The 14,268-nt window shown below is 57.7% G+C and carries 12 protein-coding genes and 1 pseudogene; 11 read left to right on the forward strand and 2 right to left on the reverse strand.

Translation table 11 applies throughout. From position 1 onward, the window contains the following. The first annotated feature begins 36 nt into the window (after positions 1 to 36). The 5 genes from R0I78_RS02420 (at position 37) to R0I78_RS02440 (ending at position 3,675) form a co-directional block, all read left to right on the forward strand. The gene (locus R0I78_RS02420) at positions 37 to 1,029 is read left to right on the forward strand and encodes a TAXI family TRAP transporter solute-binding subunit (protein ID WP_317074175.1); all 993 of its coding nucleotides are present in this window, start codon (positions 37 to 39) and stop codon (positions 1,027 to 1,029) included. A gap of 96 nt (positions 1,030 to 1,125) precedes the next feature. Next, complete coding sequence (locus R0I78_RS02425; RefSeq protein WP_317074176.1) at positions 1,126 to 1,689, forward strand: TetR family transcriptional regulator; 564 nt, start codon at positions 1,126 to 1,128, stop codon at positions 1,687 to 1,689. An 18-nt stretch (positions 1,690 to 1,707) separates the two neighbouring features. Continuing rightward, positions 1,708 to 3,078, forward strand: a complete 1,371-nt coding sequence (locus tag R0I78_RS02430) for a hypothetical protein (RefSeq protein ID WP_317074177.1) — start codon at positions 1,708 to 1,710, stop codon at positions 3,076 to 3,078. A gap of 75 nt (positions 3,079 to 3,153) precedes the next feature. Next, on the forward strand, positions 3,154 to 3,462 hold the full coding sequence (locus tag R0I78_RS02435; RefSeq protein ID WP_317074178.1) for a DUF2282 domain-containing protein: 309 nt from the start codon (positions 3,154 to 3,156) through the stop codon (positions 3,460 to 3,462). A 15-nt stretch (positions 3,463 to 3,477) separates the two neighbouring features. Next, entirely contained in the window at positions 3,478 to 3,675 is a 198-nt protein-coding gene (locus R0I78_RS02440) for a DUF692 family multinuclear iron-containing protein (RefSeq protein ID WP_317074179.1), read from the forward strand. A 4-nt stretch (positions 3,676 to 3,679) separates the two neighbouring features. Here the strand turns inward: R0I78_RS02440 and R0I78_RS02445 are convergent. Next, a pseudogene (locus R0I78_RS02445) lies at positions 3,680 to 4,692 on the reverse strand (IS630 family transposase). A 63-nt stretch (positions 4,693 to 4,755) separates the two neighbouring features. On the opposite strand from R0I78_RS02445, the gene R0I78_RS02450 reads away from it, so the two are divergent. Next, positions 4,756 to 4,902, forward strand: a complete 147-nt coding sequence (locus R0I78_RS02450) for a zf-HC2 domain-containing protein (protein WP_317074180.1) — start codon at positions 4,756 to 4,758, stop codon at positions 4,900 to 4,902. Between the two features lie 27 nt (positions 4,903 to 4,929). Here R0I78_RS02450 and R0I78_RS02455 read toward each other — a convergent pair whose 3' ends face one another. After that, positions 4,930 to 6,483, reverse strand: a complete 1,554-nt coding sequence (locus tag R0I78_RS02455; protein ID WP_317074181.1) for a PAS domain-containing methyl-accepting chemotaxis protein — start codon at positions 6,481 to 6,483, stop codon at positions 4,930 to 4,932. Positions 6,484 to 6,808: 325 nt separating this feature from the next. Here R0I78_RS02455 and R0I78_RS02460 point away from each other — a divergent pair, with 325 nt between their 5' ends. The 5 genes from R0I78_RS02460 (at position 6,809) to R0I78_RS02480 (ending at position 14,257) form a co-directional block, all read left to right on the forward strand. Next, positions 6,809 to 9,040, forward strand: coding sequence for an NADP-dependent isocitrate dehydrogenase (locus R0I78_RS02460; RefSeq protein ID WP_317074182.1), 2,232 nt, complete (start codon positions 6,809 to 6,811; stop codon positions 9,038 to 9,040). A 260-nt stretch (positions 9,041 to 9,300) separates the two neighbouring features. Beyond that, positions 9,301 to 10,917: a cbb3-type cytochrome c oxidase subunit I gene (locus R0I78_RS02465; RefSeq protein ID WP_317074183.1), complete on the forward strand. Its 1,617-nt coding sequence runs from the start codon at positions 9,301 to 9,303 to the stop codon at positions 10,915 to 10,917. Continuing rightward, complete coding sequence (locus tag R0I78_RS02470) at positions 10,914 to 11,534, forward strand: cbb3-type cytochrome c oxidase subunit II (protein WP_317074184.1); 621 nt, start codon at positions 10,914 to 10,916, stop codon at positions 11,532 to 11,534. Before R0I78_RS02465 ends, R0I78_RS02470 begins: the two co-directional genes overlap by 4 nt. Further along, the gene (locus tag R0I78_RS02475; RefSeq protein ID WP_317074185.1) at positions 11,524 to 12,108 is read left to right on the forward strand and encodes a cytochrome c; all 585 of its coding nucleotides are present in this window, start codon (positions 11,524 to 11,526) and stop codon (positions 12,106 to 12,108) included. Before R0I78_RS02470 ends, R0I78_RS02475 begins: the two co-directional genes overlap by 11 nt. Then, positions 12,095 to 14,257: a cation-translocating P-type ATPase gene (locus R0I78_RS02480; RefSeq protein WP_317074186.1), complete on the forward strand. Its 2,163-nt coding sequence runs from the start codon at positions 12,095 to 12,097 to the stop codon at positions 14,255 to 14,257. The genes R0I78_RS02475 and R0I78_RS02480 overlap by 14 nt, the downstream gene beginning before the upstream one ends. The last annotated feature ends 11 nt before the right edge of the window (positions 14,258 to 14,268 follow it).

The raw sequence follows: 14,268 nt of genomic DNA on the forward strand, positions 1-14,268 counted from the left end.
GAAGACCATAAACGTAACGACAATGAGGACATCATCATGACCAAGCATACCCACTCCTTTCGCGTGTTAACCACCCTGGCGGTGGCCACTGTCGCCAGCCTGGGCGCTGCCACTACCCAGGCTCAGACCGAGCGTCTGGCTTTTTCCGGCGGCCCCGACGGCGGTACTTTTCAGTATTTTTCCAACGGCATTTCCACCCGGCTGTCCCGCACCCTGGACGGGGTGGAGGTGTCCAACATGGCCTCTGCCGGCTCGGTAGAAAACCTGCGCCGGGTTAACTCCCGTGATGCCGACTTTGGCATTGTCTATTCCGGCGACATGTTTCTGGGCCTGAACGGCAAGCTGACCAACGACACCCGCAAATACCGCAACGCCAAGGCGGTGTCCTACCTTTACGGTGCACCCGCCCACCTGATTGTGCTCGACGGCGCCGGCATTACTGAAGTATCCCAGCTTGAAGGCAAAAGCGTGGCTGTGGGTCCGGCCGGCTCCGGTGCTGCCGCCTCGGCCCAGCGCTTTTTTGAAAGCGTAGGCCTGTGGGACAAGATCACCCCGCAATACATCGGCTATAACCAGGGTGCTTCCGCACTTGGGGACCGTCAGATCGACGCCCTCTGGGTGTTTGCCGGCTTCCCCAATGCCTCGGTTATTCAGGCTGCCTCCAGCAACGACATTCGCCTGCTGCAGGTACATGAAGCCGCAAGCCAGGGCACCCTGTTTCAGGATCACCCCTACTACGCCGAGGTGACCATTCCCGCCGGCACCTACCCGGGCGTGGACTACGACGTGGTGACAGTGCAGGACTCCGCCCTCTGGGTGGCCGGCCGTCATCTGTCTGCGGATCAGGTCGCTGCCAGCCTGAAACAAATTTATTCCGAGGAAGGGCTGACCTTTATGCGCTCTGTATCTCAGGCCGCTGCTTCAATGAGCATCGACTCGGGCACCATGGGCATAGTGACGCCGCTGCACGACGGTGCCAAGGCCTTCTGGACTGAGCAGGGCAAAACCCTGACTGATCAGCAGCAATAAAATACTCGCTTTTCCTCTCTAATTAACGGGCCCATTGCGGCCCGTTTTCTTGTTATAGTCTTTGAGTTCTTTTTTCTACCTTCTCAGGAGACAGTGATGACGCACTTATATCCCGAACGGGATGCCCTTCTCGACACTGCCCTGGATCTGGCACTGGAGCGCGGCTGGCACGGCTTTGGTTTACGCCAGCTGGCCGATGCCGGGAACATGCCCCTGGCTGAGCTGAGCCAATATTACCGCTCTCGCGATGATCTGGCAGAAGCCCTGTTCGACCGGGCCGATCAGGCCATGCTGAGTGTGCAGCAAGACTGGCAGCAGCCTCTGCATGAGCGGCTGTTCAGCACCCTGATGGTCTGGTTTGATTATCTGTCGCCCTATCGCGACCTGATCAAAGACATGCTCGGCTACAAGCTGGAACCCGGCCATCTGCACCTGCAGGCCCATGGCATTACCCGGGTCAGTCGCACCGTGCAATGGCTGCTGGAAGCCACCGACTGGCAGGCAGGCGGTCTGCGCCGCAGTGCCGGCGAGGTGGCGCTGACCGGCATTTATCTCACTGCCATGGCCAGCTTTGTTAATGATGCCAGCGACCATTTCGACACCACAGAAACCTTGCTCTATGGCCTGCTGAGGCGTTCAACCCGCCTGCTGCAGGACTGACACCGGAGCCTGCAAGTCGTGATTTTTGTCGAACGTAAAGACGGTCATCTGCTCAAGCTGTCGCGCATTTTGCGGGAAGCCACCGAGCATCGCTTTGAGCTTTATCTGTTTGTGCCCGGCGAGCTGGGGCTCAACAGCACCGTGGTGCCCGAAGAAAGCTTTTATCACAACGCCATTCATACCAGCCGCACCTATTTCAGTGACAGGCCGCACCTGCCGCTGGTGCACAGCCGGCTGGCGGAGCGGGGCAAGCTCACGCCCGAACAATACCGACTCAGTCTCAGCCTTTATGGTTATCAGTATGTGGTGGGGCTGGAGCAGTCCTGTCACGATCTGCGCAACCACATGGAAACAGTAGAGCTGGAAAAGGTGGAAGAAGTGGTGGCTCTGGCCCAGGACATTCTCAGCCGGCTGCGCCGCCGCGTGCCCACCGACGACACCCTGCGCAAGTATTACACTAACATAGACAACTATGTGTCCTGGTTTACCGAGCAGCGGCTGCTGGGGCTGGTGGCTCACCTGCCCCGCAACGGCGACTATAAAACCGTGAAGTCCATGTTGCTGGATGTGTGTCAGCTCGAGCGCCAGCACCGCATAGAGCACCAATACAATACCGCCCATGCCAGCGATTCATTATCCCGCATTTCCAACAAGATGCGGCTGTTGCGCCGGCTGATCGAATATCCGGTTACCCTCAAGGAGAAAACCCGGGAGCTGGGCGGCGGCGAGCAAAAACTGCTTAAATCCGTGGTCACCGCCGTGGTGATGACCACTGTTTCGCTGGCCGCTTATGAAGTACGGGAAACCCTGGGCGGTATTTCCATGATGGTGATTTTTGCTCTGGCCCTGCTCTATGCACTGCGGGAGCTGTTCAAGGACGACCTGCGCAACACCCTCTGGCGCTGGCTGCGCAAGGGCAGACCCAAATGGCGGCGGCAGTATTTTGATGTGCACAGCAGTCAGCCCGTGGGCCGCCAGCTGGAATGGTTTGATTACAAGCGTCCGCCCCGGGTGCCCGATGAGGTACGCGCCGTGCGTCGGGCCAGCATCAGCCAGCGGGAAGAAGTGGTGATGTTTTACGGCAGCCATTCGCGCATGCTGCCCACCCGATTTCTGACCGGCTATGAACAGACCCGGGAAAGCCTGCAGCTGGATTTAAGCATGCTGGCACGGCTGATGGAAAAAGGCTCTCACCATGTGTATCAGCTTAAAGACAATCAGGTGGCCCGCCAGCCGGTGGAAAAGCGCTATCTGTTCAATCTGGTCACCCGGGAAGTGCAGGGCCAGAACCCGCCGGTGCTGCAGCGCTGGAAGGTAGTAGTCAGCCGCTCCAAGATAGTGGAAATTGAAGAAATTCCGCAACCATCAAAAAACGGAAAAAAACTGTAAGAATCCGGCCCTGTCCTTCGACAGTACAAGGGAACAGACACCTGTTTTTTCTTTACTGACAGAAGGATGCCGATGATGAACAAGGTCAACACTGCCACTACCCTTGCTTTTGCCCTGAGCACCGCACTGGCTGCTTCCGGCACGGCGCTTGCCGACGATCACAGCGGTGCCAAAAGCGATATGGAAAAATGCTACGGCGTGGCCCTGGCCGGCCAGAATGACTGTGCCGCCGGCCCCGGCACCACTTGCGCCGGCACATCAAAAACCGATCACCAGGGCAACGCCTGGAAACTGGTGCCTGCCGGCACTTGTCTGGAAACCGACTCTTCCACCTCGCCCACCGGCAAGGGCCAGCTGAACGCCTTTGAAGAAGTAAAGGCCTGAGCCCAGGGAGGCACCATGACCACAGCGCTTAACAACGCCGGCACCGGTGCCTTCTCCCTGCCGGCCTCGGCGGGGCTGGGGCTCAAGCTGCAGCACGCCGAGGAAATACTCACCACTCACCCGCCCCTGGGCTTTGTGGAAATTCATGCGGAAAATTTTATGGTGGCGGGCGGCCCCCGCCATCATTACTTAAGCCGTATTCAGCAGCATTAAGTGCCTATTCAAAATTAATCGCGTGATCAGTTCCATAGCCACCGAGCAGCCGGTGTACCTCATCACAGAGATGCTCAAACGAGAGGTACGCACTCAGCGGCAGCCATGCATACTTCATCTGCCGTCACAGGATCTCAATCAGGTTCAGCTCCGGCGAGCAAGCCGATAGGTAGACCAAGTGCACACGATGCGACATCCACTCGATTATCTTTCGCCAGAAGGCCTTGGAGCGATGCATGCTGGCATTGTCGAGCACCACCACGGGAAGGTATCGGGGTCTTTCTGGGCCACAAACTGGTCAAACGCTTCGATGACCGTCTCGGTGGTCACGGGTTTGGTGGCGGTGTGATAGACCAGCTTCCCTGCCCGGCTGAGGAACCCCAATACGTTCAGCCTGCGGCTATGTGAGTAAGCGGTCACCTCGCAGGGCTTCCCGATGGGGCTCCACGCATAGGGCACCGACGATGATTGCGAAAAGCCTGATTCATCAAAGTAATAGAACTCATGTTCACCCAAGTCTTCGCGCTGGTACAGCGCCTTGAGGAGGCCCTGAGTATTGCGGAAATCCGTTTCGTCACGCCGCGCCTTGAGTGAGTGCCGAATGCGCTTGAAGCTGAGGTCATTTTTTTTCAACGCCCGGCGAAGGGTCACCGTGCTGACCGTCTTGCCGGTCTCTTCTTGAAAGCGAGCCTGCAAGGATCGAATCTGATGGGGCTGTTCGGCAACCAGTTCCTGCAATCGCTGGTGGTCATGCTTATCCAAGACCGGCGGGCGGCCACTGCGCGGCTTGTCGATCAGCCCATCGAGGCCTGACGCTTCCCACTGTTTGAGCCATCGTGATACGGCATCACGGCGAACCTGCAGTATCTCACTGATTTGATTGATCGTATGGCCTTGATCACTCAGCAGGATGGCATGAGCACGCCGACGTAGGGCGCGCTTCTCACCATGGTGATAGGCAGAAGACAGCGTCTGCTGTTCAGAGTCAGAGAGAGGGGCAACAAAGCGCCTTGCCATGGTTCCATCCGTGTCAGAAATCCTGACATCGAAAATACACGAAAACTTCAGATCAGGCACTTAATGTCTGAGGCCCAGGACAGGTCCCTCACCGCCAGAGAAAAACTCAGCCTCAGAATGCACACCCTGATGTGCCGCGTCTGCCATCACTTTCAGCAGCAGCTGCCAGTGTTGCGCCGGCTGAGCCGCAGCTATATCAAACGCAAGTAAGCCCGGCTTGCGCCGGGCAACATACGGTTACCGCTTCAGCCGCACCACCAGATCATGCAGCTCGGCAGATACCGATTGCAGTGCATCCATGCTGGCGGCAGCAGCATCCGCTTGCTCCAGTCCGGAATCGGAGACTTCCGCCATGGTCACCGCCTGGCGGTTAATGTCTTCCGCCACACAGGCCTGTTGCTCCACGGCGGTAGCCATCTGCAATGACATATCGGCAATACGGGACACAGCTCCGGCAATGCCTTCAAGAGTTTGCTCGGTTTCCACCACTCGCGCCAGCCCCGATTCGGCACTGGCTTTACCCTGCTCCGCCACATGCACCGAGGAGCCGGCCCGCTCGGTCAGCTCCGCTACTATGCGGTGAATTTCGCCGGTAGACTCCCGGGTGCGGGCTGCCAGCTGACGTACCTCATCGGCTACCACCGCAAAACCGCGACCGTGTTCGCCGGCCCTGGCCGCTTCAATGGCGGCATTCAATGCCAGCAGATTGGTCTGTTCAGACAGGGTTTCAATCATGCCTGCTACCTGCGCAATGGCAGCGGTCTGCTCCGCCAGCTGCCGCACTTCTCCGCTGATGTCGTCTACGGTATTTTTAAGGCCGGCAATGGCTTCCCGGGTAACGCCCGCCACATTCAGCCCCTGCACAGCCATCTGGTTAGCAGTGTCGGCCTGGCTGGCGGTTTCCTGCACATGAGCGGTCACTTCATTAATGGTGGCGCTCATTTCATTCATGGCGGTGGCCACCAGCTCGGTCTGCTCCCGCAGTCCGAACATGCCTTCACGAGTCTGCCGGAACTGTACTGCACCATCATCGGAACGGCGGCTGACTCTGGCGGCGGCATCTTCAATGCGGGTAATAATGGCCATCAGCCGTGCCCGCTCACTGCGAATGCCCACACCAAGCCGGCCCGGCATGCCTTGCTGCTGGCTGTGCGTCTGCACCGCCAGTTTATGGCGAAACGCATTGCCCAACAGGTTATCAAGCTGCCTGAGAGTGCGAACATGGCGGTAATGACTCCAGCCGGCAAAGGCCGCCAGTGCTGTCAGCTCCAGCGCAATGCCGGCCCCGGTTCTTGAGGTAAGCAGCAAACCTGCCACTACCAGCTGGCTTGCCCCCAGCCAGAGCAGAGGATGTTTGAGCAAACCAAAAGACAGCGCTTTTTTACCGGTGCGCAATTGCTCATACAGCCGCTCGGCCCGCTCCACATCGGCGCGGGACGGGCAGGAGCGCACCGATTCATAGCCCACGGTTTTACCGTTTTCGGTAATGGGTGACATATAAGCGTCTACCCAGTAAAAATCGCCGTTCTTGCAGCGGTTTTTTACCAGCCCCATCCAGGTTTTACCAGCCTTGAGGTGCTCCCACATCACCTTGAACGCCTGCACCGGCATATCGGGATGGCGAATCATGTTGTGGGGCTGGCCTATCAGCTCATCACGGGAATAGCCGCTTATCGCCACAAAGGCGTCATTGCAGTGCAATATGTTGCCCTGAGTATCTGTTGTGGACACCAGACGCTCGCCAGCACCAAAGATGCGCTCATTATTTGTGACTGGAAGATTTTTTCGCATTAAACGTCCTTTACTACTACAACAAACCAAAAGACGATCTCTTATGCTAAATGCAGAACAAAAAACTTCTGGCAGCACTCAGACCCAAGGGAAAGTGGTTTAGCCTTCATTAATATTATAGCGCCTGATCGGCACTGCCTGCAGGCGACTTTAGCCGACAATTTCTTTCTTATTTGAAGTGGAACACTTAAGTCCCGGGGGCCAACTGTCATACAATGAGCGCCGGAAATTCCGCGCAGCGTATGTCGAGCGCCAGTATCCGATACCCTCTGGTACCAGGCACGGCCGCTGCTCCCCCAACACCAACCTGGGAAATAGGGAAATAATGACCAATAAACAATCCACCATCGTCTACACCCTGACCGACGAAGCTCCTGCGCTGGCCACCTACTCTCTGCTGCCCATTATTCGCACCTTTACCGATGCCGCCGGCATTGATGTTACCCTCAGCGATATCTCTCTGGCCGGCCGCGTTCTGGCTGCCTTTCCTGATCGCCTGACCGACGAGCAGCGTGTGGCCGACGGCCTGGCCGAACTGGGTAAATTGACTCAGGATCCTCACGCCAATATCATCAAGCTGCCCAATATCAGTGCCTCAGTGCCGCAGCTGCGTGCCTGCATCAAGGAGCTGCAGTCTCAGGGTTACCAGGTTCCCGACCTGCCCGATGACCCGAAAACCGATGAAGAAAAAGCCATTCGCGATACCTACTCCAAAATCCTTGGCAGTGCGGTCAACCCGGTACTGCGCCAGGGCAACTCCGATCGTCGCGCGCCGGCTGCAGTAAAAGCCTTTGCCCGCAAATATCCTCATTCCATGGGTGAGTGGTGCAAGGCCTCACGCTCTCATGCCGACTACATGAACGGCGGTGATTTTTTCTCCAGCGAGCAGTCCATTACCAGCGACAAAGCCCAGACAGTTCGCATCGAGTTTATTGGTAAAGACGGCAAACCCCAGCTGAAAAAAGAACTGCCGCTGCAAAAAGATGAAGTGCTAGACAGCATGTTTATGGATGCTGCGGCGCTGGAACGCTTCTTTGAACGCACCCTGCGCGAGTGTAAAGACACTGGCGTCATGTGGTCACTGCACGTAAAAGCCACCATGATGAAGGTGTCTCACCCCATCGTATTTGGTCATGCCGTGAAAGTGTTCTACAAGGAAGTGTTCGACAAATATGGCAAGCTGTTTGAAGAGCTGGGTGTCAACCCCAACAACGGCATGAACAGCGTACTGGAAAAGATTAAAACCCTGCCTCAGTCCACTCAGGAAGAAATTGAAGAAGCCATTCACGACTGCTACGAGCATCGTCCGGAAATGGCCATGGTGGACTCCGTAAAAGGCATTACTAACCTGCACGTGCCCAGCGACGTGATTGTGGATGCGTCCATGCCCGCCATGATCCGTAACTCAGGGAAAATGTGGGGCCGCGACGGCAAGCTGAAAGACACCAAGGCCGTTATGCCCGAGTCTACCTATGCCCGCATTTATCAGGAAGTAATCAACTTCTGTAAAACCAACGGTGCCTTTGATCCGCGCACCATGGGCTCGGTATCCAACGTGGGCCTGATGGCAATGAAAGCCGAAGAATACGGCTCTCACGACAAAACCTTTGAAATGACAGAAGACGGCACCATGCGCGTGGTCAGCGAAGCTGGCGACGTGCTGATGCAGCATGAGGTACATAAGGGTGACATCTGGCGCGCCTGCCAGACCAAGGACGCCGCCATTCGCGACTGGGTCAAGCTGGCCGTAAACCGCGCCCGCAACTCTGGCACACCTGCCGTCTTCTGGCTGGATGAAGAGCGTGCTCACGATAATGAACTGCGCAAAAAGGTAGAAACGTATCTGCAGGAGCATGATCTGAACGGCCTGTCCATTCACATCATGGGTTATAACGAAGCCATTCGTTTCTCCATGGAGCGCATGAAACGTGGCAAGGACACGATTTCCGTTACCGGTAACGTGCTGCGTGACTACCTGACCGATCTGTTCCCCATTATGGAACTGGGCACTTCTGCCAAAATGCTGTCCATCGTGCCCATGCTGGCCGGTGGCGGCATGTATGAAACCGGTGCCGGCGGCTCTGCACCCAAACATGTACAGCAGCTGATGGAAGAAAACCATCTGCGCTGGGACTCTCTGGGTGAGTTCCTGGCCCTGGCCGTGTCGCTGGAAGAGCTGGGCATCAAGGAAGGCAACGACCGCGCCAAGCTGCTGGCCAAGTGCCTCGATAAAGCCACCGAACAGCTGCTGGACAATGGCAAATCGCCGTCACGCCGTGCCGGTGAGCTGGACAACCGCGGCAGCCATTTCTATCTGGCCATGTACTGGGCCAAGGAGCTGGCAGCACAAACCGACGATGCCGAGCTGGCCGCTCACTTTGCGCCGCTGGCCAAAACTCTGGCCGACAATGAAGAAACCATTGTGAACGAGCTGAACGCGGTACAAGGCAAGTCTGCCGGTGTGCAAGGCTATTATCATGCTGATCCGGCACAACTGGAAAAGGTAATGCGCCCCAGCGCTACCCTGAACCAGACTCTGGCCAAACTGCACGGCTAAACGGCTGTTTTAGCTGAATAAAAAAACCCGGCTGCGGCCGGGTTTTTTATAGCTGCAGCCTTTCTATTTCAATAAAGAATATAAATCAAACATATTGATAAAATAATTTTATATGAAACTCTAAAACCATTAACCACAGCTTTTTTGATCTGTATCAATCCATAATAAAAAAATCAGCATATTGATGCATTTGCAATACCAGTATAGACTCAGGTCACTCTTTTCATAATATGCGTTCTACATGAACATTTGAGGCTATTATGACCCCAACGATTGCGCTTCTGCTGATTATTACCTTTTTGCTGTCTACTGTGGGCCTGTTGTTGTTGATATGGTCCATTGCCACCAACCAGTTCAGCCATGGTGCCAAGGCCGCCCGTACCATCTTCTCGGAAGGAGAAGAAGGCCACGGCGAAGACCCGGCTCAGAATATTGCCATGCCCATTCAGGGCAAGGACGATGCCCGGCAAGAGGCATTAACAAACCGGCTGGCAGCAGACCACTCCTCCCGCCCGGCGGTACTGGCCTGGGTTGCTTCTGCCATGGTGTGGCTGGTTATTGGCTCTGTTTACGGGTTGACCTCTTCCATTAAAATGCACTTTCCCGAGTTTCTGGCCGACAGCCAGTGGCTCACCTTTGGCCGAATACGGCCCATGCACCTGAATGCAGTGGCCTATGGCTGGGCCTCCATGGCCGGCATTGGTGTGGCACTGTTTCTGATGCCCAGGCTGTTTAAAACACCGCTGGCAGGCGGCCGTTTTGCCGTGGCCGGGGCCTTTATCTGGAACCTTGGCATGTTGCTGGGGCTGGTGGCCATTAACCTCGGGCTCTCCGACGGCGAAGAGTGGCTGGAGTTTCCCTGGCAGGTAGATTTGCTGTTTGTAGCAGGCGGGGCGCTTTGTGCCATTCCACTGCTGAAAACTGCTGCCAACCGTACTGTGGATCACCTTTATGTCTCCAGCTGGTATTTAATGGCAGCGCTGGTGTGGTTTCCGTTTCTGTTCTTTATTGCCAATGTGCCCGGGCTGTTTCCCGGAGCGTCAGGGGCCACCGTGAACTGGTGGTTTGCCCATAACGTGCTGGGGCTTTGGGTCACGCCCATTGGCATCGGTATCGCCTATTACATGATTCCCAAAATTCTGGGCCGTCCCATTATCTCCTATCAGCTGTCGTTGCTTGGCTTCTGGTCGCTGGCACTGTTCTACAGCCAGGTGGGCATTCATCACCTGATTGGCGGCCCCATTCCTACCTGGCTGGTGACTCTGTCCATTGTGCACAGTGTGATGATGTCGGTGCCGGTGATCACCGTGGCCATTAACCATCACGGCACCATGTGGGGCCACTTTGGCCGGCTGAAAGACTCGCCCACCCTGCGTTTTGTGTGGATTGGTGCCCTTATGTATACGGTGTCGTCGCTGCAGGGTTCCATGGAAGCACTGCGCAGCGTCAACGTGATCACCCACTTCACTCACTACACGGTGGGCCATGCCCACCTCGGCATGTACGCCTTTCTGAGCTTTATTCTGTTTGGTGCCATTTATTTCATTATGCCGCGCCTCACCGACTGGGAATGGCCCTGGCGGCGCATGATCAGCCTGCACTTCTGGCTGGTGGCCGTGGGCATTCTGATTTACGTGGTATCCCTGAGTGTGGGGGGCTGGCTGCAGGGAGTGGCACTGCTCGATGCCGAAACGCCTTTCCTGGACATTGTTAAAATGACCTTGCCCTATCTCGAAGCCAGAAGCCTGGGCGGTGCCCTGATGACACTGGGTCACCTGGTGTTTGTGGTGCACTTTGTTGCCATGCTGATGCGCAAGGGCAAGGCCAGCAATAATCCCACCCTGTTTCGTGCCACTACCGGGGAGACATCACAATGAGACGAGCTCTGGCCATAATGGTGGGCGCGGCACTGATACTGATGCTGGCCACCCTGACGCTGGTGGTAATGCCCTATCTGCAGATGAATGCCGAGCAGGTGCCCGATGAACTCAGGCCCTATACCGAGCAGGAGCTGCTGGGCCGCCAGGTATACATTGCCAATGGCTGTGTGTATTGCCACAGCCAGCAGCCCAGGGATCCATCCTTTGCGCCCGGCGACCGAGACCGTGGCTGGGGCCGGCCTTCCGTGCCCGGCGACTATCTCTATGATCAGCCGCACCTGCTGGGCACCATGCGCACCGGCCCGGACCTGTTCAACATTGCTGCCCGCCAGCCCAGCGAAGACTGGCACCTTATTCACCTTTACGATCCTCAGGCGGTAATGAAGGGCAGCATTATGCCGCCCTACCGTTTTCTGTTTCGCCATGTCAGCCAGGCAGGCAGCGATGACAGAGTTGTCAATATTCCGGCCCCCTACGGCCCTGAGTCCGGGCAGATAGTGGCCACCGAGGAAGCCAAGGCACTGGTGGCTTATCTGCTGGCGCTGGATCACACCTATCCGGCACCGACCCTGCCGCAACCGGAGCAAGAGAAGGAGCAGGAACATGACCAATAAGGAACGCCGCGCACAACGCCGGGAAGCGGCCGAGCCGGAAGAAGGCAGCCGCCCGGTCCCGAAGCTGGTTTTTATCTGGATTCTGGTACTGGTTGTCTGGGGCATTGGCTATTACGCCATGCAAATTGGCAAACCCATGCTGGGCGGCGACAGCCGCACTGCGGTGCAAAGCAGCAGTGCTGCCGACGGAGCCGGACTGGATGGCGGTGCCATTTATGCCGCCAACTGCAGCGCCTGTCATCAGGCCACCGGCCAGGGCATTCCCGGTGCCTTTCCGCCGCTGGCGGGCAGTGAATGGGTACAGGCCGACGGTGCTATTCCCGTGGCCATAGTGCATGACGGCCTGCAGGGTGAGCTGGAAGTGGCCGGCACCACCTATGCCGGCGTGATGCCCAAGTTTGGCGGCAACCTGTCCAATGCAGAAATTGCCGCTGTTCTTACTTATATTCGGGGCGAGTGGGGTAACAGCGCCGATGCCATTACCGAGCAGCAGGTTAACGATCATGCCGGCAAATATGGCGAGCGCGCGCCCTGGAGCATGCAGGAGCTGACGGGCGAATTTGGCCAGCCATAATTCAGCGGCCAGCGCCGCCACCGAGCAGATTGTAATGATAGAGGGCATGCACTGTGGCGGCTGCGCGCTGGCGCTGGAGCAACTGCTGCAGCGCCAGCCCGGTGTAACTCAGGCGGCGGTGAACTTTGCCGCCGACATTGCCCTTATTGGCTGGCGAGAGCAAAAGCCCGACTTCAGTTTGCTGAAAAAAGTCGTGTCCCGCCTCGGCTATACCCTGCATGAGCAACCGGATCCCGACCTCAGCCGTCGGCAGGCCGCGCATCAGCGCAAACGGCTGCAATGGCGGCTGGCGGTGGCCGTGGTGTTTGGCATGTGGAGCATGATGCCGGCCCTGCTGGTGTATTTGTATCCGCTGGGGGCCATTGAGGCCAATATGCGCTGGCCGCTGGCACTGGCCAGCGGCCTGTTTGCCATTCCGGTACTGCTGTATTCCGGCGCGCATTTTTACCGCTCCGGCTTGTTAACCCTGCGCGCCGGACAGCCCGGGCTGGACAGCCTGATCACCCTGGCGGTGCTGGCCAGCGTAACTATCTCGGTATGGCAGCTGCAGCACGGCAGCGCCCATGTCTATTTTGATGTGGCCGTTATGCTGATCACTTTTCAGTTGTTTGCCCGCCTGATTGAAACCAATGTGCGCCGCCGGGCTGCAGAGGTGGTGGGGCGCTATTTTCAGCAAATGCCTGATTCAGTTCTGCCGGAAAACAGTGCCGAGCGGGTGCCCTGCGATACCCTGAGCCCCGGTGACAAAATATGCCTGACGGCAGGCGAGCAGCTGGCCCTGGACGGCATAGTGGTGCAAGGGACTGGCCTGCTGGATGCAGCCATTATCACAGGTGAACACGAACCTGAGTCCATCGAACCCGGCAGCGAACTGTTTGCCGGCAGCCGGCTGGTGGAAGGTGAGATTATTCTGGCAATCACCGCCACTGCCGGCCAGCGCCGGGCCGACAGGCTGGCCCATACCATCAGTACCCTGCTTACCCGCAAGTCGGCACTGCAACGGCTGACCGACACCATTGCCCGCTGGCTGCTGCCGGTCATATTGCTGGCCGCTCTGCTGGGCACAATGACAGTGCTGCTGCAACAGGGCAGCTTGCAGCAGGCGCTGGCCCATGGGCTGGCGGTGCTGGTGGTAACCTGCCCCTGCGCCCTCAGCCTGGCCACGCCCCTGGTCATTACTCTGGGCCATGCGCAGCTGCTGAAAAGCGGCATTATGCTGCAGGACTTGCCGGCGCTGGAAGCCGCCGCCGACATTGAACTGGTAGTATTTGATAAAACCGGCACCCTGACCACCAGCACGCCTCAGATAGCCCATCTTGAGCCGGCTCAGGATGAAACCAACGCCAGCCTGCTGCAGCTGGCCGCCGATATTCTTTATCACTCTGCCCATCCTGTGGCCCTGGGGTTGCGCGCCGCCCTGCCTGAGGCAACTGCTGCTCCCGGCGGGCGGCATCTCAGCCTGGCCGGCCAGGGCTCGCGCTGGCAAAGCCCGAATGGCGAGGCACTGGCCGGCAAAGCCCACTGGCTGCAAAGCCTTGGCATAAAGGTGCCGGCACAACAACCAGCCAATGGCATGGGGCTGCACCTGGCCCGTAACGGCCGATACGCCGGCTATATTGCTTTTCACGAAGCTCTGCGCCCGGGCATAAGCACCATGCTCAAGCAACTGGTGGAGCAGGGCCGTCAGGTAAAAATTCTCAGCGGCGATACTGCCGCCGCCTGTCATCAGGTGGCAGCGCGGCTTGGGCTAAATGAAAGTCAGATACTGGCAGAGCGCAGCCCGGAGCAAAAGCTGCGTTTTATTGCCAGCTGCGCCAGTCACTGCAAGGTGGCTTTTGTGGGAGACGGCCTGAACGACGGCCCCGCCCTGGCTGCGGCCCACCTGGGTATTGCCGTGGGTAACACCAGCGCCGCTACCGGCGGAGCCGCCGATATTTACCTGTCCAAAGGGGCCGCGGCAGTGCCCTTCACCCTTGCTTGGGCTCAGCGGGCACGGCGGTTAATGCGTCAGAACATCGGCTGGGCACTGGCCTATAATCTGCTGATTATTCCCGCCGCCATGGCCGGCTGGGTGCAGCCGGTGCTGGCCGCAGTGGCCATGTCGTTAAGCAGCCTGTGCGTGTTGCTGAACAGCCTGCGTATTCAGTAGGCAATAACAGA

Source organism: Oceanimonas sp. CAM02 (assembly GCF_032842915.1).
In the GTDB taxonomy this organism is placed as follows: Bacteria; Pseudomonadota; Gammaproteobacteria; order Enterobacterales; family Aeromonadaceae; genus Oceanimonas; species Oceanimonas smirnovii.